The 22,551-nt window shown below is 67.6% G+C and carries 19 protein-coding genes; 7 read left to right on the top strand and 12 right to left on the bottom strand.

Going from position 1 to position 22,551, the window contains the following annotated elements:
- The first annotated feature begins 168 nt into the window (after window positions 1–168).
- Complete coding sequence (locus FND50_RS24800) at window positions 169–942, top strand: M23 family metallopeptidase (protein WP_144287426.1); 774 nt, start codon at window positions 169–171, stop codon at window positions 940–942.
- Between the two features lie 27 nt (window positions 943–969).
- Here the strand turns inward: FND50_RS24800 and FND50_RS24795 are convergent, their stop codons facing one another.
- Window positions 970–1,983 (bottom strand): LacI family DNA-binding transcriptional regulator, encoded by a 1,014-nt coding sequence (locus FND50_RS24795; RefSeq protein WP_144287425.1) that lies wholly within the window; start codon window positions 1,981–1,983, stop codon window positions 970–972.
- 72 nt (window positions 1,984–2,055) lie between these two features.
- Here FND50_RS24795 and FND50_RS24790 point away from each other — a divergent pair, with 72 nt between their 5' ends.
- Both FND50_RS24790 and FND50_RS24785 read left to right on the top strand, forming a co-directional pair.
- Window positions 2,056–3,243, top strand: coding sequence for a phytanoyl-CoA dioxygenase family protein (locus tag FND50_RS24790; protein ID WP_144287424.1), 1,188 nt, complete (start codon window positions 2,056–2,058; stop codon window positions 3,241–3,243).
- A gap of 70 nt (window positions 3,244–3,313) precedes the next feature.
- Window positions 3,314–4,180, top strand: a complete 867-nt coding sequence (locus tag FND50_RS24785; RefSeq protein WP_144287423.1) for a sugar phosphate isomerase/epimerase — start codon at window positions 3,314–3,316, stop codon at window positions 4,178–4,180.
- A gap of 44 nt (window positions 4,181–4,224) precedes the next feature.
- Here the strand turns inward: FND50_RS24785 and FND50_RS24780 are convergent, their stop codons facing one another.
- Window positions 4,225–5,277 (bottom strand): LacI family DNA-binding transcriptional regulator, encoded by a 1,053-nt coding sequence (locus FND50_RS24780; protein ID WP_007296622.1) that lies wholly within the window; start codon window positions 5,275–5,277, stop codon window positions 4,225–4,227.
- A 239-nt stretch (window positions 5,278–5,516) separates the two neighbouring features.
- On the opposite strand from FND50_RS24780, the gene FND50_RS24775 reads away from it, so the two are divergent.
- Window positions 5,517–6,986: a sugar porter family MFS transporter gene (locus FND50_RS24775; RefSeq protein ID WP_144287422.1), complete on the top strand. Its 1,470-nt coding sequence runs from the start codon at window positions 5,517–5,519 to the stop codon at window positions 6,984–6,986.
- 326 nt (window positions 6,987–7,312) lie between these two features.
- Here FND50_RS24775 and FND50_RS24770 read toward each other — a convergent pair whose 3' ends face one another.
- The 10 genes from FND50_RS24770 to iolC form a co-directional block, all read right to left on the bottom strand.
- Window positions 7,313–8,314, bottom strand: a complete 1,002-nt coding sequence (locus FND50_RS24770) for an ROK family protein (RefSeq protein WP_144287421.1) — start codon at window positions 8,312–8,314, stop codon at window positions 7,313–7,315.
- A complete protein-coding gene (locus FND50_RS24765) occupies window positions 8,311–9,696 on the bottom strand; it encodes an NAD(P)/FAD-dependent oxidoreductase (RefSeq protein WP_144287420.1) in 1,386 nt (461 codons plus the stop codon). Before FND50_RS24765 ends, FND50_RS24770 begins: the two co-directional genes overlap by 4 nt.
- A 66-nt stretch (window positions 9,697–9,762) precedes the next feature.
- Window positions 9,763–11,268 carry a CoA-acylating methylmalonate-semialdehyde dehydrogenase gene (locus tag FND50_RS24760; RefSeq protein ID WP_144287419.1) on the bottom strand — a complete coding sequence of 502 codons (1,506 nt, stop codon included), beginning with the start codon at window positions 11,266–11,268 and terminating at the stop codon, window positions 9,763–9,765.
- Between the two features lie 11 nt (window positions 11,269–11,279).
- Entirely contained in the window at window positions 11,280–12,152 is an 873-nt protein-coding gene (locus FND50_RS24755; protein ID WP_005261338.1) for a sugar phosphate isomerase/epimerase family protein, read from the bottom strand.
- A gap of 5 nt (window positions 12,153–12,157) precedes the next feature.
- Entirely contained in the window at window positions 12,158–13,225 is a 1,068-nt protein-coding gene (locus FND50_RS24750; RefSeq protein ID WP_144287418.1) for a Gfo/Idh/MocA family protein, read from the bottom strand.
- 26 nt (window positions 13,226–13,251) lie between these two features.
- Entirely contained in the window at window positions 13,252–14,157 is a 906-nt protein-coding gene (locus tag FND50_RS24745; protein ID WP_144287417.1) for a sugar phosphate isomerase/epimerase, read from the bottom strand.
- 36 nt (window positions 14,158–14,193) lie between these two features.
- Window positions 14,194–16,152 carry a 3D-(3,5/4)-trihydroxycyclohexane-1,2-dione acylhydrolase (decyclizing) gene (gene iolD, locus FND50_RS24740; RefSeq protein ID WP_186301139.1) on the bottom strand — a complete coding sequence of 653 codons (1,959 nt, stop codon included), beginning with the start codon at window positions 16,150–16,152 and terminating at the stop codon, window positions 14,194–14,196.
- Entirely contained in the window at window positions 16,149–17,045 is an 897-nt protein-coding gene (gene iolB / locus FND50_RS24735) for a 5-deoxy-glucuronate isomerase (RefSeq protein WP_144287416.1), read from the bottom strand. The genes iolD and iolB overlap by 4 nt, the downstream gene beginning before the upstream one ends.
- A 21-nt stretch (window positions 17,046–17,066) precedes the next feature.
- Window positions 17,067–17,966 (bottom strand): aldolase, encoded by a 900-nt coding sequence (locus tag FND50_RS24730; protein WP_144287415.1) that lies wholly within the window; start codon window positions 17,964–17,966, stop codon window positions 17,067–17,069.
- Window positions 17,959–18,948: a 5-dehydro-2-deoxygluconokinase gene (gene iolC, locus FND50_RS24725; RefSeq protein WP_005261332.1), complete on the bottom strand. Its 990-nt coding sequence runs from the start codon at window positions 18,946–18,948 to the stop codon at window positions 17,959–17,961. Before iolC ends, FND50_RS24730 begins: the two co-directional genes overlap by 8 nt.
- A 202-nt stretch (window positions 18,949–19,150) precedes the next feature.
- Here iolC and FND50_RS24720 point away from each other — a divergent pair, with 202 nt between their 5' ends.
- The 3 genes from FND50_RS24720 (at window position 19,151) to FND50_RS24710 (ending at window position 22,474) form a co-directional block, all read left to right on the top strand.
- On the top strand, window positions 19,151–19,888 hold the full coding sequence (locus FND50_RS24720; RefSeq protein WP_009474056.1) for a GntR family transcriptional regulator: 738 nt from the start codon (window positions 19,151–19,153) through the stop codon (window positions 19,886–19,888).
- 31 nt (window positions 19,889–19,919) lie between these two features.
- Window positions 19,920–21,281, top strand: a complete 1,362-nt coding sequence (locus FND50_RS24715) for an MFS transporter (protein WP_144289153.1) — start codon at window positions 19,920–19,922, stop codon at window positions 21,279–21,281.
- Between the two features lie 194 nt (window positions 21,282–21,475).
- Window positions 21,476–22,474: a substrate-binding domain-containing protein gene (locus FND50_RS24710; protein WP_144287414.1), complete on the top strand. Its 999-nt coding sequence runs from the start codon at window positions 21,476–21,478 to the stop codon at window positions 22,472–22,474.
- The last annotated feature ends 77 nt before the right edge of the window (window positions 22,475–22,551 follow it).

Genomic DNA, 22,551 nt, shown 5'->3' with positions numbered 1-22,551 from the left:
GGCCCACGGGGTGCATGTGACTGATGAGGTCGAGTAATCCAGTTCGAAACCTTGACCTCGTCCGAGTGTGTCAATGCGACGCGCAGGATTCAGCCAGATCCGTACTAACCTGTGTCGAAACCGTGACCGTTTCGTTATCGATCACGCACTCGACAGAGGAATGTGGTTTTGGCTCTACACCCGAACACCGTCCCGCAAGCCCGGCGCACCCGGCGCCTCCGTTCGACGAAGACCTCCCGTAGACGGCTGGTCGCGACCTCGCTGGCGGCCGCTGCACTGCTCGCATCCGGGGGGATCGCCTCCGCGGCCACCGGTGAGGTAGCGCAGGCGTCGACCGAGACGGGCATGTCTCTCTCGACGCCGCCCCAGTTCCTACAGGTCACGCGCCCGGTACCCGTCGACTACGCCGAGCAACTCCAGCGCGGCGCCCAGCGTGAGGTCGAGCGGCTGGCGTTCGAGAAGGCCCAGGTCGAGCGGCTGGCTCGCGAGGCCGCCGAACAGGCCGCGCGCCAGGCTGCGGCGGAGGAAGCGGCACGTCGACCCGCCGTGCTGGTCCCGGCCGTCGGCACCTTCACCTCAGGCTTCGGCCCGCGGTGGGGCACGAACCACAACGGGATCGACATCGCGAACTCCATCGGCACCCCGATCAAGGCTGTCACCAACGGCACCGTGGTCGAGAGCGGTCCGGCGTCGGGATTCGGGTTGTGGGTCCGCATCCGGCAGGACGACGGCACCACCGGCGTGTACGGCCACATCGACACTTCACTGGTGTCGGTCGGGCAGCAGGTCCGGGCCGGCGACCAGATCGCCACCATGGGCAACCGGGGTCAGTCGACCGGACCACACCTGCACTATGAGGTGTGGGCGGTCAACGGAACCAAGATCGATCCGGCGGGCTGGTTCCAATCGCGCGGCGTCCCCGTCCCCCAGGGGCAGGGCTAGGCGCGGGCGAGTCGCCGATTCACGCCGTCACGGCTGGTTGTACGGGGTGACCACCCGGATGGGTGACGCCGCGGTCGCGACTCCACCGAGCGCGCCCCGGGCCTGCAGCAGCATGCGGCACGCCAGATGGGCGTCGGCCCGGAGGTCGTGGTGCAGCACCGCGGAGAGCGTGCCCGCGCGCAGCAGCCGCGTGTTGTCCCCGTCGAGGTCGTGGGCGATGAACACGCGGCAGGCGCGGCCGGTGCGTTCGAATGCGCGGGTCGTGGCCACGTTGCCGCCGCCAATCGAGTAGACGGCCGCGATGTCCGGATTCTGTTCGAGGGCCCGGAGGACGAGGCTCTCGATGGTCGCGTCCAGCCCGTCGCTCTCGGCGATGTCGATCACCGCACGGTCGGTGCCGAAACTTCGCAGTGCGGCGCGGAACCCCATCTCCCGTTCCTCCTCGCCCCGGAACGCGTTGCTGCTCAGCGTGATCAGGACGGTGGACGACGCCTCGCCGAGCCACTGGTCGACGAGATAGGCGGCGGTCGCCCCCGCGGCCCGGTTGTCGATCCCGACGTAGCCGGCCCGCGAGCTGCCCGGCACGTCGGTGGCATAGGTGACCACCGGGATCCCCGCCGCGGTGAGCCGGTCGATGGCCTCGACGACCTCGACGGAGTCGGGCGCCTTGACGATCACGCCCTGCGTGCCGCGGGCCCCGATCCGATCAAGGGTCTCGACCATCGCGGGTGTGGAGCCGGTTTCCCGGAAATGGAACCGTGAGCGCACGACGGCGGGAGCGAGAGCGGGCAGTTCCGCCTCCACGGCCGCGCGGAACGCGGTGGTGAAGCGCTCGGGTGACTGCATGACGACGTCGACGAGGAACTTGCGCCCACTCAGCTTGAGCTGAGTGCGTTGTTTGTCGAGATCGCGGATCGCCTGCTGCACTTCCGCTCTCGTCGATTCCCGTACTCCGGGGCGTTCGTGGAGCACGCGGTCGACGGTCGCCTCGCTCAATCCCGACTGCTGGGCGATCTCACGGACCTTGTAGCGGTGCTTCACGGCCGGCTCCTGAGGTGAAAATGATGGATTTCTGCTGTTGTTCGGCGCTCACATCACAGCAAGACTATCCCCATGACCATCACGACTCCTCCGCCGACCGGCGGGCGTGAGTGGATCCGCGACTCCGACTGTGACCTCGACTCGTTTCGCACGTCCATTGACCGCTCGACGAATCTCGCCGACTACCCGTTCGCTCACTCCGTGGAACGGAACGTCCTGCTGTACCGCAGTGACTCGCTGATGCCCCACCTCGACGACGCGCAGTCCCGCCGCGCCGTGCAGACCGAACTCGTGCGCGCGCTCACCGACGGCCCCGGAATCGTGGTGTTCCAGAACGCCTTCAACGATCTCGCGGTGGTGGATCGCGCCACGGAGCAATTCGACCTCCTCAACGCGCAGCAGTACGCGTCGGGTGGCCTGGTGGGCGACCACTTCGGCAAGGCGGGCGCCAACGGCCGCATCTGGAACGCCGCGCAGAAGCTGGCTCTCGGCGCCCCGGAGGTGTTCGCCGAGTACTACTCCAACGACATTCTCGCGCTGATCTGCCAGAGCTGGCTGGGGCCGCTGTATCAGGTGACGTCGCAGGTCAACGTGGTCAACCCCGGCAGTGCCGCGCAGGTGCCGCATCGGGACTACCACCTCGGCATCGTGCCCCGGGACGAGCTGACCGAGTATCCGGCGCACCTGCACCGGATGTCGGCAACCTTGACACTGCAGGGCGCGGTGGCACACTGCGACATGCCCGTCGAGAGCGGACCCACCCTGCATCTGCCGTACTCGCACCTGTTCGAGGCGGGCTACCTGGCGTTCTCCCGGCCGGAGTTCGTCGAGTTCTTCCGTGACAGTCACGTTCAGCTGCCGCTGCGGAAAGGCGACGCGGTGTTCTTCAACCCGGCGCTCTACCACGGTGCAGGCCACAACCGTTCGGATGCGATCCGGCGGACGGCCAATCTGCTGCAGATCTCGTCGCCGTTCGGCCGGGCGATGGAGGTGCTGGACCGGGAGGCCATGGCGAACGCCGTATATCCGGCCCTGCTGGCACGGCAGAGTGCCGGAGCGAGCGAGCGCACCCTCCGCAATGCCGTCGTCGCGACGGCCGAGTGCTACCCGTTCCCCACCAACCTCGACCACGATCGGCCGGTGCACAGTCTCGCGCCGGCCACTCAGGTGGACACGGTGTGGGAAGCATTGCGGGAAAACGCCGATCCGGCGGTGCTCGCCGAGCGTCTGTCCGAGCAGACCACCCGGCGGCGGCCGTGAGCGGGATTGTCGACACGGCCACACTGTCACTACAACAGCACCGTCCGGTGCGATGGGATGAAACACGACGATGACGATTCGACTTGCAGGCGCACCGATTTCGTGGGGAGTGTGTGAGGTGGAGGGCTGGGGCCACCAGCTCGACCCCGACCGGGTGCTCACCGAAATGCGTGACGCCGGCCTCGCTGCCACCGAACTCGGTCCGGACGGATTCCTCCCCTCGGATCCGCACGAGCTGACGAACACTCTCGCCCGGTACGACCTGACTGCGGTCGGGGGATTCGTCCCGGTGCTGCTCCACGATCCGGATCACGACGCGGTCGCTGGTGTCGGCGGGGCGATCGACTCACTCCTCGCGTCGAGGTCGGAGGTGATGGTCCTGGCGGCGGTGACGGGAGCCATCGGTTACGATTCACGACCGGAACTCGACGACTCGGGATGGAAGACGTTGTTGCGCAACCTGGACCGCGTGTCGTCGGCCGCTGCCGACCGGGGGCTCCGGGCGGTGATCCACCCCCACGTGGGGACGATGATCGAGAACCGCGCCGAGGTGGACCGCATCCTGGACGGCTCGTCGATCCCGCTGTGCCTGGACACCGGACACCTGCTGATCGGCGGCACCGACCCCCTCGACCTCGTCACCACGGCCCCCGAGCGGATCGCGCACGCGCACCTGAAGGACGTCGATGCGGAACTTCTCGGGCGGGTCCGGGCGGGCGAACTCACCTACACCGAGGCCGTCGCGCAGGGGATGTACACGCCACTGGGCACCGGAGACGTGGATATCGCCGGGGTGGTCGAGCGGCTGCAGAATCAGGGTTACGACGGTTGGTACGTCCTCGAACAGGACACCATCCTCGCGTCGGAACCGGAAGGCGAAGGCCCCGTGCGGGACGTCGTCCGGAGTGTCGAATACCTGAGGAGCATCACGAAGTGAGGCCATCGCCTCTGCGCTGAATCGGGGTGCCGGCGGGGACGCGGCTACGACCGGGCCGGACCGGTCGTGCCGCGCACCACCAGGTGGGGGTCGATCACGAAATCCTGCGGGACGAGGTCCTCGTCCTCGAGTCGCCCGATGGCGAATTGCACGGCGCGCCGCGCCAGACCCTCCGTGTCCTGCCGCACGGTGGTGAGGTCGATCCGCGACAACTGTGCCAGGTGGCTGTCGTCGTACCCAACGATCGAGATGTCGCCGGGCACGTCGACGTGGGCGCGGGTGAACACGTCCATGAGGCCGATGGCGCAGCGGTCGTTGCCGGCGAGCACCGCGGTCGGCAGGCGGTCCTCCGCCAGTAGGGTGTTCGCGGCGGCGACACCTGCGTCCTCGGTGTGCTGACCGGGAATGACGCGAATGTGGTCGGAGAGGTCGTGCTTGCGCATCGCCGCGAGGTACGCGCGACGACGCTCGGGTGACCCCGGGTCCGCTCCGCCGTCGACGTGCACGATGTCACGATGTCCCAGTTCGACGAGGTGGTCGACGGACTGCCTGATGCCCTTGGCGTCCGCGGTCCGCACGGTGTCGACGGCGGTGTGGGGGAGTGCGCGGCCGACGACGGTGACGACGGCACGGTCCGCAAGCGTCCGCAGATAGTCGGCCTCGGACAGCGGACCGAGCAGGATCAGGCCTTCGCACCGGTGACTGAGAAGCGCTTCGATCGCCTTGTGTTCGTCCCGGGCGGGTGCGCTCGCGGAGAGCAGGACTTCGTATCCGGCGGCCTCGGCCTCCGCGTAGATGGTTCCGATCAGGTCGGCTTGGAAGGTCTGGTGGACGTCGATGAGCACACCGAGGGTGCGACTGCGCCCACGGGCGAGCATGCGGGCGGCCCGGTCGAGCCGGTAGCCGAGTTCGTCCGCGGCCTGGAGGACGCGTTCCCGCGTCTCGTCGGAGGCGCCGGGTTTGTTGCTGAAGATCAGTGACACGAGGGTGCGCGACACCCCGGCCCGCGTCGCGACATCGGCCATCGTGGGGCGTCGGTGCAGGCCGGCGGGTAGCCGTTCCGCACCGTCGTGCGCGGTGGCTCGGTCGTCGAGCATCTCGATCTCCCTCGGTCGCGTAGTCAGGGACATTCTCACGCATCGCGTCATCTGCCCTTGACACCCTCTGTGATTCACATCATAGTAGGTAACTGAAGCGCGTTAGTGAAGCGCTTCAGTCCAGGAGAGAACGCCCCGTCGGCTGCATCGAGCCGAGCGCACTCGGGCGATATCGACACACGTGAACCGATCTTCCGTGTCGCGATGCGTGAGCATTCCCCAGAAAGGCCATACACCTGATGTCGACAACCCACTCGGCTGCCAGTGCCCGCGGAAGCGGCGGCGCTGCGCGTAACGAGCGCAGTCACAAACGCTTCCTGACCAAGCTCACCGTCATCTCCACGCTCGGGGGCCTGCTGTTCGGCTACGACACCGGTGTGATCTCCGGTGCGCTGCTCTACATGAAGGACGAGCTGAACCTCAGCGCGGTCGGCGAAGCCACCGTCGTGAGCTCGCTGCTCTTCCCGGGTGCCGCCGTCGGTGCGCTGCTCGGAGGCCGGTTGTCGGACGCTCTCGGTCGCAAGCGCACGCTCCTCGTCTGCGCGGGATTGTTCCTCGTCGGCGCCCTCGGGTGTGCGATGGCCCCCAACGTGGAGATCATGGTGCTGGCCAGGATCGTCCTCGGACTCGGTGTGGGCGCCGCCGCCGTCACCTGCCCGCTCTACCTGGCCGAGATGGCGCCGGTCGAGCGCCGCGGTCGGATGGTCACCATCAACGAACTGATGATCGTCACCGGTCAGATGCTCGCCTTCTCGATCAACGCGCTACTCGATCACCTGATCGAGGATCCGACGGTGTGGCGGTACATGCTGGCCATCGCCTCGGTGCCCGCGGTACTCCTGCTGCTCGGCATGCTCGCGCTCCCGGATTCGCCGCGGTGGTACGCGTCGAAGGGCCGGTTCGCCGAAACGCGCAGGACGCTCGAATTGAGCCGCAGCGAGTCGGAGGCCGCAATCGAGTACGCCAGCATCAGCGTCCACGCCGCCCGCGACCGGAACTCGAAGGTCAGTGGCGCCGTCCACTATCTGCGCGACTATCCCTGGATGCGCCGGATCCTCTGGATCGGCTGCGGTCTGGCCATCGTCCAGCAGGCAACGGGTATCAACACGGTCAACTACTACGCCCCGACGATCCTGGAACAGAGCGGGTTGGGTGTCAGCGCGTCCCTGGTTGCCACCATCGCGGTCGGTGTCACGTCGGTGGTCATGACGATTGTCGGAATCATCCTGCTGGGCTTCGTGAATCGTCGCACGATGCTGCTGACCGGATTCATCGGTGTGGCATCCTCGCAGGCCGCGCTGTCCCTGGTGTTCCTGCTGCCCTCGTCCACCGGCCGCAGCTACATCATCCTCGCCGCGATGATGGTGTTCGTCGCCTTCGTGCAGTGCTTCATCGGAACCTGCGTGTGGTTGCTGCTCTCGGAGATCTTCCCGATGGCCATCCGCGGGTTCGCCATGGGCCTCGCGGTCTTCGTGCTCTGGACGACGAACGCCTTGATCTCGTTCGTCTTCCCGATCCTGAACTCGGTCCTCGGATCCACCGGAACCTTCGGCCTGTTCGTCCTCGTCAACCTCATTTCGGTGTACTTCGTATACCGCTTCGTCCCGGAAACCAGGGGGCGCAGCCTCGAAGAGTTGGAGGACCGCCTCGGCGCAGGCAAGCCCGACGCGTCGGCTGCGGGAAGCACCGCCGCCGTCGCCACCCACTGATCGCTGGATCTCAGGCACCGGCACCGCCGCCTTCGGGTGGTGGTGCCGGTGCGTGGTGGTGTGTGGCTCGCCTCCCGAGCAGGTCGTGTAACAATTTCGCGTCCTGCTGGTCGCGGGAGCGCTCGATGAGCAGTCGGAGGGCGCGGGGAGGTCTGCACCGATTGTGGGTGAGGTGAGATCGTCGCCTGCACCGCGCTTTTCCGGATGGCAGCGAGGACCGGCAACGCTTCCTCACCGAGGCACGCACGCAGTTCGATGCTTTCCCGATCGCTCACGGCCCGAATCCTCGACTGCGCCCGTGAGTGCCCGACGAGCCCAGAGACTCCTCAACCACGCACGGAGAGCGGAGCTGCGTTCAGTAGTGCGTCCCTGGCCATCGTCGCGGCCCCGATCCGCTGGGCCGATTCGCCGAGTTGGGTTTCCCGGATGCGGGCGAGGGGACGGTGCCCGGAACCGGTTGCGAGAGAGGCGTAGACGTCTCGCGCGTGGTCGAGGAACAGCGGAGCCGAACCGCTGACACCGCCGGAGACGACGACGAGATCGGGGTCGTAGACGTCACCGACAATGGCGAGTCCGACGCCCAGCCACCGTGCGAACTCCTCCATGGTGCGCACGGCGAGCGGGTCGCCGTCTCGCGCGGCGCTCGCGATGCGGCGGCCGGTGAGCGATCCCGGGTCGCTCGCGACCTCGCGTGCGAGCACCGTGGAACTCGCCGGGTCGGCGGCGAGGAGCTCGATAGCCGTGTCGACGAGCGCTGTTCCGCTGCAATACCGTTCCCAGCACCCCCGTTTACCGCACGCGCACGGTCTGCCGCCCGGCACCACCTGGAGGTGACCCAGCTCGGGGGCGACGCCGTAACTGCCCCGGTAGAGCGTGCCGTCGATGAGCAGAGCCGCACCGATGCCGGTGCCGATCGCGACCATCACGACATTGCGACCACCGGCGGCGGCACCGAACCGGTGCTCCGCCCACGCCGCCGCGTTCGCGTCGTGTTCGAGGACTACCGGCAGTCCGAGCCGGTCACTCAGATCGTTCGCGACCGGCACGTTCTTCCACGGCAGGTGCGGGGCGAATCGCACCGTGGTGAGGTCGGAGCTGATGAATCCGGCCACGGCGAGACCGACGGCGGCGATCCGATGACGGGACGCGAGCTCGCGGACGGCACGGTCGAGCGCGTCCTCGAGTGCTTTCGCCGACTGCGGTGTGGGTGCCTGGACGGAGTCGAGTACCTCGCCGGTGTCGTCGACCACACAGGCACGGATACTGGTACCACCGACGTCGATGCCGACGGTGAGAGCGGAAGCAGGCACGGAGGCGACGGTACTCACCGTGCCGAGGCCGTCGCCGCCTCGGGTACCGCCCGGGAATCTTCCCAGGCGTCGAGCCGGTTGATGGCTGTCCTCGCGACCACCTGTTGCTCCGTGACCGCCAGGTGTCCCCGGGTCCTGCCCAGGAACGACCAGGTCCAGGACATGGCGGTCGCGAGTCGGCTCTTGAAGCCGACGATGTAGACCAGGTGGATCAAGAGCCAGAGCAGCCAGGCGAGCAGCCCGGTCAGTTGGAGGCGGCCGACCTTCGCGACCGCGTGGAAGCGGGAGATCATGGCCATGCTGCCCTTGTCCGTGTATCGGAACGGGGCGCGTTCGGGCTTGTCGCGACCCTTCCGGTGGGCGCGCACCTCCGCGGCGATCAGCTGCGCGGCGTAGCGGCCGCCCTGGATCGCGACCTGGGCGACGCCGGGAAGGCCGTCGCGGTTCATCATGTCCCCGACGACGAAGACGTTGCTGTAGCCGGGGAGGGTGAGGTCGGGTTCGACGAGGACGCGGCCCGCGCGGTCGGTGTCGGCGCCGGTCTGTTCGGCCAGTTGCCGGCCCAGCGGGCTGGCTGCGACGCCGGCGGACCAGATCTTGCAGGCGGCCTCGATCCGCCGCTCCCCGTCCTGGTCGCGGACGGTGAGTCCGTCGTCGTCGACGTCGGTCACCATCGCGCCGAGCTGGATCTCGACCCCGAGATCCTCCAGCGTGTCGGCGGCAGCTCGACGCAGTTTGTCGTCGAAGGGCGGGAGCACCGTGGGCGCCGCGTCGAGCAGGAGGATCCGCGCGTCACGGGGATCGATGGTGCGGTAGGCGCCGGCGAGAGTGCGGTGTGCGAGCTGGGCGATCTCGCCGGCCATCTCGACTCCGGTGGGCCCGGCGCCGACCACGACGAACGTCAGGAGTCGCGCCCGCTCGGCGGGATCGGTGCTCACCTCGGCGCTTTCGAAGGCGCCGAGGATGCGGCCGCGCAGCTCGAGGGCGTCGTCGATCGTTTTCATTCCGGGTGCATGCTCGGCGAAATGGTCGTTGCCGAAATAGGATTGGCGGGCGCCCGCCGAGACGACGAGGCTGTCGTACTCGGTGACGGTGGTGCGGCCGCGATGTGTGGAGGTGACGGTCCGATCGGCGACGTCGATCTTCTCGACTCCGCCGATCAGGACGGACGCGTTCTGCTGGTCCTCGAGGACGAGCCGGGTCGCGGGCGCGATCTCACCCTCGGACAGGATTCCCGTCGCCACCTGGTACAGCAACGGCTGGAACAGGTGGTGCGTCGTCCGATCGATCAGAGTGACATCGACGTCCGTCCGTTTCAGGGCCTTGGTGGCGAAGAGGCCGCCGAATCCCGATCCGATGACCACGACCCGATGACGGCGGGCGAGAGAGGTGTCGCTCATGAAGTTCCTTTCGATCGAACGGACTCCGCGCCGGACCGCGGACGGTCCGGCGCGGAGAACCAGTACCTATGCGTTCTGGGGGAATCCGAGGTTGAGTCCGCCGTGGCTGGGGTCGAGCCAGCGGGTGGTGACGACCTTGCCGCGGGTGAAGAAGTGGACGCCTTCGGTGCCGTGGGCGTGGGTGTCACCGAACAGGGAGTTCTTCCAGCCGCCGAAGGAGTAGTACGCCATGGGGACGGGGATGGGGACGTTGATGCCGACCATGCCGACCTCGACCTCGTTCTGGAACCGTCGGGCGGCGCCGCCGTCGTTGGTGAAGATGGCGGTGCCGTTGCCGAACGGGCTGGAGTTCACCAGTTCCAGGGCCTGCTCGTAGGAGTCGACGCGGATCACGGAGAGGACGGGTCCGAAGATTTCGTCGGTGTACACGCTCATGTCGGTGGTGACGTGGTCGATCAGGGTCGGGCCGAGCCAGAACCCGTCCGCCCCGCCATTTGCCTGCACCTGCCGCCCGTCCACGACGATGGTGGCGCCGTCGTTTTCGCCGGCGTCGATGTAGGAGGCGACCTTGTCGCGGTGCACCTTGGTCACCAGCGGTCCCATGTCGGAGTCGAGGGTGCCGTCGCCGATCTTGAGGGTGTCGGTGCGGTCTTTGATCTTGGTCACGAGTTCGTCGGCGATGTCGCCGACCGCGACCAGGGCGGAGATGGCCATGCAGCGTTCGCCGGCGGAGCCGAAGCCGGCGTTGACCATGGCGTCGGCGGCGAGGTCGAGGTCGGCGTCCGGGAGGACGATGGCGTGGTTCTTCGCCCCACCGAGGGCCTGGACGCGTTTGCCGTGGGCGGTGCCGGTGGCGTAGACGTACTGGGCGATGGGGGTGGATCCGACGAAGCTGATGGCCTTGATGGCGGGGTGGGTGAGGAGTTCGTCGACGGCGGTCTTGTCGCCTTGGAGGACGTTGAACACCCCGGCGGGCAGTCCGGCTTCGGCCCAGAGTTCGGCCATCCAGATCGCGGCGGTCGGGTCCTTCTCGGACGGTTTGAGGACGACGGTGTTGCCGGCGGCGATGGCGATGGGGAAGAACCACATCGGGACCATGGCGGGGAAGTTGAACGGGGAGATGATCCCGACCGGGCCGACGGGCTGGCGGATGGAGGAGACGTCGATGTTGGTGGAGGCGTTTTCGGTCATGCCGCCCTTGAGCAGGTGCGCGATGCCGCAGGCGAATTCGACGACTTCCTGGCCGCGGGAGACCTCACCCAATGCGTCGGAGACGACCTTGCCGTGCTCGGCGGTGATGATCTCCGCCAACTCGCCTTTGCGGGCGTTGAGCAGTTCCCGGAATGTGAAGATCACCTGGGTGCGCTTGGCGAGGGAGGTGTCGCGCCAGGCGGGGAACGCGGCGGCGGCGGCGTCGATCACGGCGCGGGCGTCCTCGACGCTGGCCAGAGCCACCTGACCGGTGACGGCACCGGTCGCCGGATTCGTGACCGGGGCGGTGTTGCCGCTGGTCCCGGTGAAACCCTTGCCGTCGGACCAGTGTGCGATCTCGCGAGTGATGTTGGTGCTCATGTGTTGTCCTTTCACCGCGTGCGCGCGATGTAATCCTTCATGGTCTTCAGTTGGTAGCGGGAGACGTCGTGAGCGTTCTCGTCTTCGGCGAAAACGCTGGACACCATCACGGTGTCGGGTTTGTCGTAGAAGCCGAGTTCGCCGAGCCCGCCGAAGAATTCGTCCCAGTCGAGGTCGCCGTCACCGATCTTGAGGTGCTGGTGCACACGCACCGGGTTGCCGGGCGGGTTGGTGATGTACCGCAGTCCGTGGGAGCGGTGGTGATCCATCGTGTCCGCGACGTGGACGAGCCGCAGCATGTCGCCGGCCGCGCGCATGATTTCGAGCATGCCGGCGCCCATGTGGTACGAGTGGCACGCGACGTACACCAGTCCGAAGTTCTTCGAGTTGATGCCGCGGATCATCCGGATGGCGTCCAGACCGTTCTCCACGAAATCGTCGGGGTGCGGGTCGATGCGAACGTCGATGCCTTCACGTTCGATGATGGGGACGAGTTCCTCCATCGACCGGTAGAAGGCGCGCTCCGATTCCTCGGCCTTCTCCGGGCGGCCGCTGAACTCGGTGTTCATCACGTTCACACCGAGGTCGACGGTGATCTGAATGGCGCGCTTCCAGTACCGCACCGCCGCCTCGCGGGCGTCCTCGTCCGGGCCGGACCACCGCAGGACCGGCAACACGGAGGCGATTCCGACGCCCGCGTCGCTGCAGGACTTGCGGAACTGCCGGACCAGTTCGTCGTCGGCCTTCGGGTGGTTGAAGAACGGGATCATGTCGCGATGCGGGGTGAGCTGCAGGTGTTCGAAGCCGAGCTCCGCGACCACGGCCGGCAGTTCGAGCAGCGAGTAGTCGTGGTGGAACGGCGTGGGATCGAGTGCAATCTTCATCGTGATCAGGCTCCCGGAATGGAGGAACGGTCGACCATGTCGACGGCCACGCGCTCGCCGGTCTCGAGCGACTGCACGCCGGCGGCACACACGGCGGCGGCGGCGTAGCCGTCCCACGCACCGGGTCCGTCGACGTAGTTGCCGGTCTCCGCACCCGTGCGGGCGGCGTTCACCCAGCGCTGGATCTCGACGTCGTAGGCCTGGCCGAAGCGTTCCTTGAACGAGGGGGTGATCTCCCCACCCCACGCTCCGGCGCCCGAGCGACCGTTGCCCGCGCCGGTGCCGTACTTGCGGACGAGCCCGACATCGAGACCGATGAACGCAGAACCCTTCTCGGCGACGATCTCGGTGCGCACCTCGTAGGCGATGCCGGTGGTCACGAAGACCTCGACGTCGACGTGGCGACCGGATTCGGTGGTGAACAACGCGATCTGGGGATCCTGCAGTCCCTCGGGCGCACCGGGATTCGCGGCCGGCCGGAGGATGTGGACAGAGGTGATCTCCTCGTCGAACAGGAATCGGGTGACGTCCACCTCGTGGACCAGGGAGTCCTTGACGATCATCGAGCTGTCGAAGCTCGGGGGCACCACCGGGTTGCGGTGCACGCAATGGGCGAGCAACACCTGACCGAACACGCCGTCGTCGATGAGCGTCTTCAGCTGTTCGTACTCGTGGTCGAAACGTCGCATGAAGCCGACCTGGATCAGCTTCTTGCCGAGTTCGGCTTCGCGCTTGACGATCTCGAGAGACGTGGCGACGTCGGTGGTCAGCGGCTTCTCGCACATCACCGGCTTGCCGTGCTCGAGGCAGGCGAGGAGCTGCTTCTCGTGCGTCGGGCCGGGGGTGGCCAGGACGACGGCGTCGACATCCGGGTCGGCAATCGCGTCGAGCGGGTCGCTGATGACCCGGCAGCCGGGGATCCCGGCGGCGATCTGCTCGGCCTTCTCGATGAAGTAATCGTTGACGACGGCGACCGTGGCGCCCTTGATGCGTTCGGTGATGCGTGCGACGTGGTCGGCGCCCATCATTCCGACACCCAGGACGGCGATGCGCAGGTCGTTGCTTCCGGACATAGCTGACTAGCTCCTGACGTGATCGGTTAGACGAACTTGACGGACGGGATCCCGCAGGACCCCAGGTACTTACGGGTGCGCTGGGCGATCGGCAACGGAACGTCCACGGCGCAGGGGTAGAGATCCTGCTCGACGATCGCGAACACGTCGATGTCGAGCTTCTCGATCGCGGCGAGCAGCGGCGGCAGGTCGGGGATGCCGAGCGGCGGCTCGATCATCGCGCCGAGCTTGACGGCCTCGCCGAAAGGCAGGTCCTCGGCCTCGACCTTGGCGCGGACCTCGGGATCGACCTGCTTGAGGTGCAGGTAGCCGATCCGCTCGGGGGCGCGCTCGATGATCGCGAGGTTGTCGCCGCCGCAGTAGCTGATGTGGCCGGTGTCGAGGCACAGGTTCACGTACTCGCTGTCGGTGCCGTCGAGGAAGCGGTACACGTTCTCCTCGGTGTCGACGTGGCTGTCCGCGTGCGGGTGGTACTGCGCCTTCACGCCGTACTGCTCGAACATCTTCTTGCCCAGCTCGTTCATGCCGCCGGTCTTCTTCCTCCACTGCTCCGCAGTGAGATTGCGGTCCTCGAGCACCTCGCCGCTGCTCGGGTCGCGCCACATCTCCGGGATCACGACCACATGCTCGCCGCCGGCGGCCGCGGTCAGCTTCGCGACGTCCTCGATCTGGGTCCACACGGCATCCCAGGAGTCGTCCTGATGCAGGTGCTCGAACACGGTGCCGGCCGACAGCTTCAGATTGCGGGCCGCGAGTTCGTCACGGAGTTGCTGCGGGTCGGTGGGCAGGTAGCCGTACGGCCCCAGCTCGATCCACTCGTAACCGGATGCGGAGACCTCGTCGAGGAACCGACCGTACGGGGTCTGCTGGGGGTCTTCGGGGAACCAGACGCCCCAGGAGTCGGGGGCGGATCCGACGCGAATGACGCTCATCGGGAATTCCTTTCGAAAGTTCTGCGGGGGGAGGGGTCAGTTGCCGGACGGGCGGAGGAACGGACGCTGGATCTTCTTCCACTGCGCGTACGTCTCGTAGGCGGCCCGGGTGGAGTCGAGCGTGCTGGTCGCGCTGACCGGCACGTCCCACCAGGATTCGCTGTCCGGGGCCGCGATGCGGGGGTCCGTCTCGACGTGGATGACGGTGGTGTTGTCGCTGGCCTTCGCCAGCTTGACGGCGTCGGCGAACTCGGAGGCCGTGTTCGCGCGGATCACGTCGGCGCCGAGGCTGGCGGCGTTGGCCGCCAGATCGACGGGCAGGATGTCGCCGTCGAGCCGGCCGGAGTCGCCGCGGTAGCGGTAGTCGGTGCCGAACCGCTGAGAGCCCAGCGACTCCGACAGCGACCCGATGGACGCGAACCCGTGATTCTGCACGAGGACCACGATGACCTTCACGTCCTCCTGCACGGCCGTGACGAGTTCGGTGGCCATCATCAGGTACGAGCCGTCGCCGACCATGATGAACACGTCGCGGTCGGGGCAGGCCATCTTGGCGCCGATGCCGCCGGCAATCTCGTAGCCCATGCACGAGAAGCCGTACTCGACGTGGTAGCCCTTGGGGTCGCGGGTACGCCACAGCTTGTGCAGGTCGCCGGGCATGGAGCCGGCGGCGCACACGACGACGTCCCGCGGATCCGACAGCGTGTTGGCGAGACCGATGACCTGGTTCTGGTTCAAGCCGAGCGAGTCGTCGTCGATCTTGTAGACCGCGTCGACCGTGGACTCCCAGTGGTCCGCGAGTTCGGTTGTACGCGAGCGGTACTCGCCGGAAACCTGGTAGTCGCGCAGTGCCACGGCGAGTGCCTCGAGCGCCTCGCGGGCGTCTGCGACGACGCTGACGCCGCCCTGCTTCACCGAGTCGATCGACGCGACGTTGATGTTGACGAACCGCACGTCGGGGTTGTTGAACGCGGTCCGCGACGCCGTGGTGAAGTCGCTGTAGCGGGTGCCGATGCCGATGATCACATCGGCCTCGGTGGCGAGCGCGTTGGCCGCCGTGGTGCCGGTCGAGCCGATCGCGCCGACCGACTGCGGGTGGTCGTAGGGCAGTGAACCCTTGCCGGCCTGACTCTGACCGACCGGAATTCCGGTCGCCTCGGCGAACGAGGCCAGTGTCTCGGTGGCGCCCGAGTAGATCAGGCCACCGCCCGCGACGATCAGCGGCTTCTTCGCCGTCCGGATCACGTCCGCAGCCCGTGAGATCACCGACTTCTCGGGGAGCGGCCGGGCCAGGTGCCACGTGCGCTCTGCGAACAGCGACTCCGGCCAGTCGAACGCCTCGGCCTGCACGTCCTGCGGGATGGCGACGGTGGCCGCACCCGTCTCGACGGGGTCGGTCAGCACGCGCATCGCGCCGAGCAGCGCCGAAGGTAACTGCTCCGGCCGCCACACGCGGTCGAAGTACCGCGACAGCGGTTTGAACGCGTCGTTGACGGTGACGTCACCGCTCGACGGCAGTTCGAGTTCCTGCAGCACCGGTGCGCTCGCGCGGGTGGCGAACGTGTCGGCGGGCAGGAGCAGGACGGGCAGCCGGTTGATGGTGGCGAGCGCCGCGCCGGTCAGCATGTTGGTCGAGCCGGGGCCGACGCTGGCCGACACCGCCCACGTCTGCAGGCGATCCTTCTGGCGTGCGTACGCGACCGCGCTGTGCACCATCGCCTGCTCGTTACGCCCGAGGATGTACGGCAGTTCGGATTCGGTCCCGGCTTCGACCGCGTCGATCTCGGCCTGCAGCAGTGCCTGACCGAGTCCGGCGACGTTGCCGTGGCCGAAGATGCCGAAGCAGCCGGCGAAGAACTTGGTGCGTTCGCCGTCCCGCTCGACGTACTGGTTGGCGAGGAATCGGATGGTTGCCTGAGCCACCGTGAGGTGGACGGTGCCCTCGGCGTTGGGGTTCTTGCTCGCCGACATCGGCGCGGTGGACACCACGGTCATGCTCCTTCGGACGGTGCGTGGAGGGGGAGGCGGGGATCGACGGTCTGGTGTTCCCAGCTGCCGCGCAGCCAGGTGTGGGCCGGGTCGTCGCAGATGTTCCAGGCGCGGTCTTCGCCGGGCCCGGCCATGACGTTCAGGTAGTACATGTGATGTCCGGGGGCGGCGATCGACGGTCCGTGATAGCCGTGCGGCACGAGGACCACGTCACCGGAGCGCACCTCCTCGAGCACCTCGATGGGCCGCTCGGGAGTGCCGTACACGCGATGGTAGCCGAAGCCGGTTCCGCCGAAATCCACTGCGGTGGAATTGGCTTCGGCGATTTCGAAGTAGTAGATCTCCTCGAGCTGTGACTCGACGTCGCTGTTCTCGTCGTGCTTGTGGCTCGGGTACGACGACCAGTTGCCACCGGGAGTGACGACCTCGCACGCGATGATCGAATCGGCCTCGAAGCGATCGGCGGTGCCGAAGTTGTGCACCTGGCGGCTGCAGGTGCCCGCGCCGCGCAGTTCGACGGAGATGTCGGCTGCCGGGACGTACCGGAAGGGGAACTTCTGCCGCGCGCGGGCCCCGCACAGGGCGAATCGTCCACCGGTCGCGCTCGTCACCGTGTAAGCCGAATCCCGGCCCACGTAGGCGAAGTCGCTCGGCCCGTCGAACACGGATCGCCGCCCGGTGAGGGCGAACTCGGTGCCCTCGCTCGACACCGCCGCAGACCCGGCCAGTGGCACGAAGATGATCTCGTCGTCACCGGACGCGAGTTCGGCCGAGCCACCGGGGGACAGGGTGAGCACCCGCAGACTCGATTCGGTCCAGCCCGCCGATTCGGGGGTGACCTCGAGGTCGAACGGCCCGGTGGCCGCGGAACCGACCGGCACGTAGTACTTGCTGTTCATCGTGGGCCTCTCCGGTGTGCGTCAGTGAACGAGGGATACGGCGGTGTCGACCGCGGCGGCGACGTCCTCGTCCCGCGGGTACAGCAGGGTGCGTCCGACGATCAGGCCGCGGACCGACGGCAGCGCGAGGGCCTTGGCCCAGCTCGCGAACGTGTCCTCGGGGGCTGTCTGCGGGTCTCCGCCGAGCAGCAGCGTCGGAAGCGTCGTCGCGTCCATGACGCGTTCCATCTCGTCGACCACCGGAAGCTTCATCCAGGTGTACGCGGACGTGGAGCCCAGGCCCTGGCTGATGTGGATCGACTTGATCACGGCGTCGGCGCTGAGATCGTTCTTGACCTTGCCGTCGACCCGTCGCGACAGGAACGGTTCCACCATGGCCATCAGTCCGGCCTCGGCGAGCGCATCGACCGCCTGGGCGCACGCGGTGAGGGTGGACAGCGTGCCGGAATCGTCGAGATCGATGCGGCACAGCATCTTTCCGCCGTTCATGCCGGCCTTCGCGGTGCCGGCCGCGGTGTAGCCGGTCATCCGGTCGTCGAGTTCGAAACTGGCGCCGGCCAGGCCGCCGCGGTTCATCGACGAGATGACCACCTTGTCGTCGAGTGCGCCGAGCAGCACCAGATCGTCGAGGATGTCGGCGGTGGCGAGCACACCGTCCACGCCGGGGTTGCGCAGGGCGGTGCGGAGGCGGTCGAGAAGGTCGGTGCGACTGTTCATCGCGGTGGGACGGTCGCCGACCGAGAGTGCACCGCGGGCGGGGTGGTCGGCGGCGACGATCATGAGCCGGCCGTTACCGCGCATCGTGGGCCGGGTGATCCGGGTCGCCCAGGCGCGGTCTATGGCGCCCGGGTCGTTCGCGCGTACGTCGGTGACGTCGGCATACGACGTGCAGACTGCGCGGTGAGCGAGAGTTTCAGACATTGACAGCCTCCGAAGTGGTGGAATCGGCGAGCGCCCGGACCTCGTCGGCCGTCGGCATCGCGGTGGAGCATTCGAGGCGGGAGGCGACGATCGCCCCCGCGGCGTTGGCGTAGCGCAGGATCTTCTCCAGCGGCCACCCCGCGAGCAGGCCGTGGCACAGCGTGCCGCCGAAGCTGTCGCCGGCACCGAGCCCGTTGACCACCTGGACGTCGTTCGGGGGCACCGTGATGCTCTGGGTGCGTGTCTTCCCGAGGACACCCTTGGGGCCCTGCTTGACGATGGCCAGTTCGACGCCGAGATCGAGCAGCGCGTCCGCGGCCTTGTGCGCATTGGTCTCGCCGACCGCGATCTCGCACTCCTCACGGTTGCCGACCGCGACGGTGACGTGCTGGAGTGCGCGCTGCACCTGAGCGGTGGCCTCGGCGGGGGAGGACCAGAACATCGGGCGGTAGTCGAGATCGAGGACGGTGTGGGTGCGGCGTCCGCGGGCTTCCCAGGCCGCGAAATGCGCACTGCGGCTGGGCTCTTCGGACAGTCCGGTGACCGTCGACCAGTACAGTTTCGCGTCGCGGACCGCGTCGAGGTCGATGTCCGCCGGCGTCACCTGCAGGTCCGGGGCGACGGGTTTGCGGTAGAAGTACAGCGGAAAGTCGTCCGGCGGGAAGATCTCGCAGAACGTGACGGGAGTCGGGTGGTCGGTGTCGATGCCGACGTAACGGTTGTCGACGCCGAGGTCGGTGAGTGCCGTGCGGACGAAGCGTCCGAACGGATCGTTGCCGACGCCCGAGATGAGCGCGCTGCGGCAGCCGAGGCGGGCGGCGGCGACGGTGACGTTGGCCGCGCTTCCGCCGAGGAACTTGCCGAACGTCTCGACGTGTTCGAGTCCGACTCCGGTCTGCAATGGGTAGATGTCCACACCGCAGCGCCCGATGGCGAGGACGTCCAATCCGTTCCGGTTGGTGTGCGTCTGGATGGTGGTCAAGGCTGACTCCCGAATAGGTCGTTGTGGGTGGTCTGCGCAGGGCGCCGAGGTCTGATTGAAACTGTGCTCCACCTCACCGACTCCTGTCAAGACTTTGTCCTGACATTATTACTTGAAGTCAATCTGGTGTTAGTGTTCGCATACACTGCCGGAAAGATCGGCGACGGCGACGTCGCCCCGCGCACGAGGATCGGAGTTGTCCGTGGGTGCACCACTCGCAGTCGAGCTCGACAGGTCGAGCCCGGTTCCGCTGTATTTCCAGCTTGCGCAGACGATCGAGAACGCGATCATCGGCGGGGAACTCGCCCCCGGTGACCGCTTCGAGAACGAACTGGCGCTCGCCAAGCGGCTGAACCTGTCGCGCCCCACCACGCGCCGCGCCATCCAGGAGCTCGTCGACAAGGGGCTGCTCGTCCGCAAACGCGGGGTCGGCACCCAGGTGGTGCAGAGCGCGGTGCACCGGCCGGTCGAACTCACCAGCCTCTTCGACGACCTCGCGCGGGCGGGGCAGAGCCCCACCACCAAACTCCTCGACTACCAGGTATCCGTGCCGGCCGAAGACGTCGCCGCCGAACTCAACCTGCAGCCCGGCGCCGAGGTCGCGTCCATCCGGCGCCTCCGCAGCACCAACGGCGAACCGCTGGCGCTGATGACCAACCACATCCCGGTGGACCTCGCGCCGGATCCCGAGGAACTGGAGGCGCACGGCCTCTACCACGCACTCCGGGCCCGCGGCGTGCACATCCGGCTCGCACGGCAGCGCATCGGCGCGAAAGCGGCGAGCAAGGCGGAGGCGTCGCTGCTCGACGAGAAGACCGGGGCGCCGCTGCTGACGATGAACCGGACCGCGTTCGACGACTCGGGAAGCGCCGTCGAGTTCGGCAGTCACTGCTACCGCGCGTCGCGGTACTACTTCGACACGACCGTTGTCGATCGCTAGAACCGCGCGCGCGACGTCGTTCCCCCGCGGAATGGCCCTGCTGGTGGCAGGTGCCCTGTTCATGGAAATTCTCGACGCCACCATCATCGCGCCCGCCGTCCCGCTGATCGCCGAGTCCTTCGGTGTCGACGCAGTCGACGTCAACATCGCGATCTCCGCCTACCTGGTGACGGTCGCCGTCCTCATTCCCGCGAGCGGGTGGGTGGCCGACCGGTTCGGGACGCGCCGGGTGTTCGTGGCCGCCATCGCCGTGTTCACGCTGGCGTCCATCGGGTGCGCGGCGAGTGTGTCGCTGCCGATGCTCGTCGTGATGCGGGTGCTCCAGGGCGTCGGTGGTGCCATGATGGTGCCCGTCGGGCGGCTGGCGGTGCTGCGGTCGAGCACGAAGGGTGACCTGGTCCGCGCGATCGCCCTGCTCACCTGGCCCGCGCTCGCGGCACCCGTCATCGCGCCCCTGCTCGGCGGTGCGATCGCCACGGTCGGGTCGTGGCGGTGGATCTTCGTCATCAACATTCCGATCGGCCTCCTCGGAATCCTGCTGTCGCTGAAGCTGGTTCACGGTTCGCGTGCGCCGTCGACGAGCAGGCTGGACTGGCGGGGACTCCTCGGGGTCGGGACGGGAATCGCCGCGGCCCTGATCTCGCTGGAGAGCATCCGCGTGACGGGAACCGACTGGCGCCGGGTCGTGGTCGGGGGAGTGGTCGCGGTCGTCCTGCTGGCGGCCTCGGTGCGCCATCTCGCCCGCACACCCCACCCGCTCGTCGACTTCCGCGTGCTGCGCGTCCGGACGCTGCGCACCACCGTCACCGGGGGTTCGCTCTACCGCCTGATCGTCACCGCGGTGCCGTTCCTGCTGCCGCTGCAGTTCCAACTCGGCTTCGGCTGGACGCCGTTCCTCGCGGGTCTGCTCGTCGCGGCGCTGTTCGCCGGCAACATTGCCATCAAGCCCTGTACGACGCCGCTGATGCGGCGCTTCGGGATCAGGCCGATCCTGCTGGTCAATGCCCTGTTGTCCGTCGGCTGCTTCGGGTTGCTCGCCGCCCTGAGCTCGTCGACCCCGATGCCGGTCATCGCGGGGGTCCTGTTCGTGAGCGGCGCCCTGCGGTCGGTCGGATTCACCGCGTACAACAGTCTCGCGTTCTCCGACGTCGATCGTGCAGACCTCACGCACGCGAACACCCTCAACGCCGCCGTGCAGGAACTGGCGGCCGGTCTCGGGATCGCGGTCGCAGCGCTAGCCCTCACCGCGTTCACGCCATTGGCGACGTCGTCCGAGCACGGGTTCGGGTCCGAATATTCCTGGACCTTCGTCCTTTTGGGGCTGCTGATGTTGTGCACGGTGGTCGACACGCTGCGTCTGCCGCGCGACGCGGGGGCAGCGGTCACGCGCTGAGCGCGCCTGGATCTCCTGGATCCGTCCATCCCTCTGCTTGATTTCCGGGCCGACTGCAGAACCCCTATGTCCGCATTTGATATGTGGTCCTAATGTCCAGACAAACTATTGACTTTCGGGTGTGACGCGTATTACATCTAAGGCACACGGCCGAGACGTCACCGGGCCGTTCGTCCCCCCGAGAGGAAAAGCAGATGAACTTCCCCAACCGGCGTCGCGTGGCGGCCTTGGCCTGCGCGAGTGCCCTGGTGATGAGCCTCGCGGCGTGCTCGAGCACCGGAGGCAAGCCGGACAGCAGCGGGTCCGGGATCGGCGCGGGCACCGCCGACACCCCGCGCATCACGATCGCAATGGTCACGCACGCGGCACCGGGCGACACGTTCTGGGACCTGATCCGCACGGGCGCGCAGGACGCCGCCGACAAGGACAACGTGGAACTGAAGTACTCCTCCGATCCGCAGGCCCCCAACCAGGCCAACCTCGTGCAGACGGCAATCGATTCCAAGGTCGACGGACTCGCGCTCACCCTCGCCACCCCCGAGGCGATGGCTCCCGCCGTCAAGAGCGCGCAGGACGCAGGCATCCCGATCTCCGCGTTCAACGCCGGATACGGAGCCTGGAAGGACATGGGGGCAACCCAGTACTTCGGGCAGGACGAGACCATCGCCGGCCAGGCCGCGGGGAACCGGCTCAACGAGGACGGCGCCAAGCACGTCATCTGCGTCATCCAGCAGCAGGGCCAGATTCAGCTCGAATCCCGTTGCGCCGGCGCCAAGCAGACCTTCCGCGGCACGTTCGAGACACTCAACGTGAACGGGGAGGACATGCCGTCGGTGAACTCGACGATCGCCGCCAAGCTCCAGCAGGACCCGTCCATCGACGGTGTGCTCGCGCTCGGCGCCCCGATCGCCCTGACCGCCGTGCAATCGGTCGGTAACGCGGGCAGCCCGGCCAAGGTCTACACGTTCGACACCAACGCGGCACTCGTCGATGCCATCTCCGACGGCAGCGTGCAGTGGGCCATCGACCAGCAGCCGTACCTCCAGGGCTACCTGGCCATCGATTCGCTGTGGCTCTACCTGAACAACGGCAACGTCATCGGCGGCGGCGGGCCCACGCTGACCGGGCCGTCGTTCATCGACAAGTCCAACATCGACAAGGTCGCCGAGTACGCCAAGGCCGGCACCCGCTGATCGGCGGCCGATCACATGTCAGGGCACACGATCCGGACCCCGGTGGGTCCATCTCATGCACACACCATCACCGTCAC

The organism is Rhodococcus sp. WB9, from assembly GCF_007558985.1.
Classification (GTDB): domain Bacteria; phylum Actinomycetota; class Actinomycetes; order Mycobacteriales; family Mycobacteriaceae; genus Rhodococcus_F; species Rhodococcus_F opacus.
Note: the sequence above shows the minus strand (reverse complement) of the source record. Positions and strands in the feature narration are given on the sequence as shown.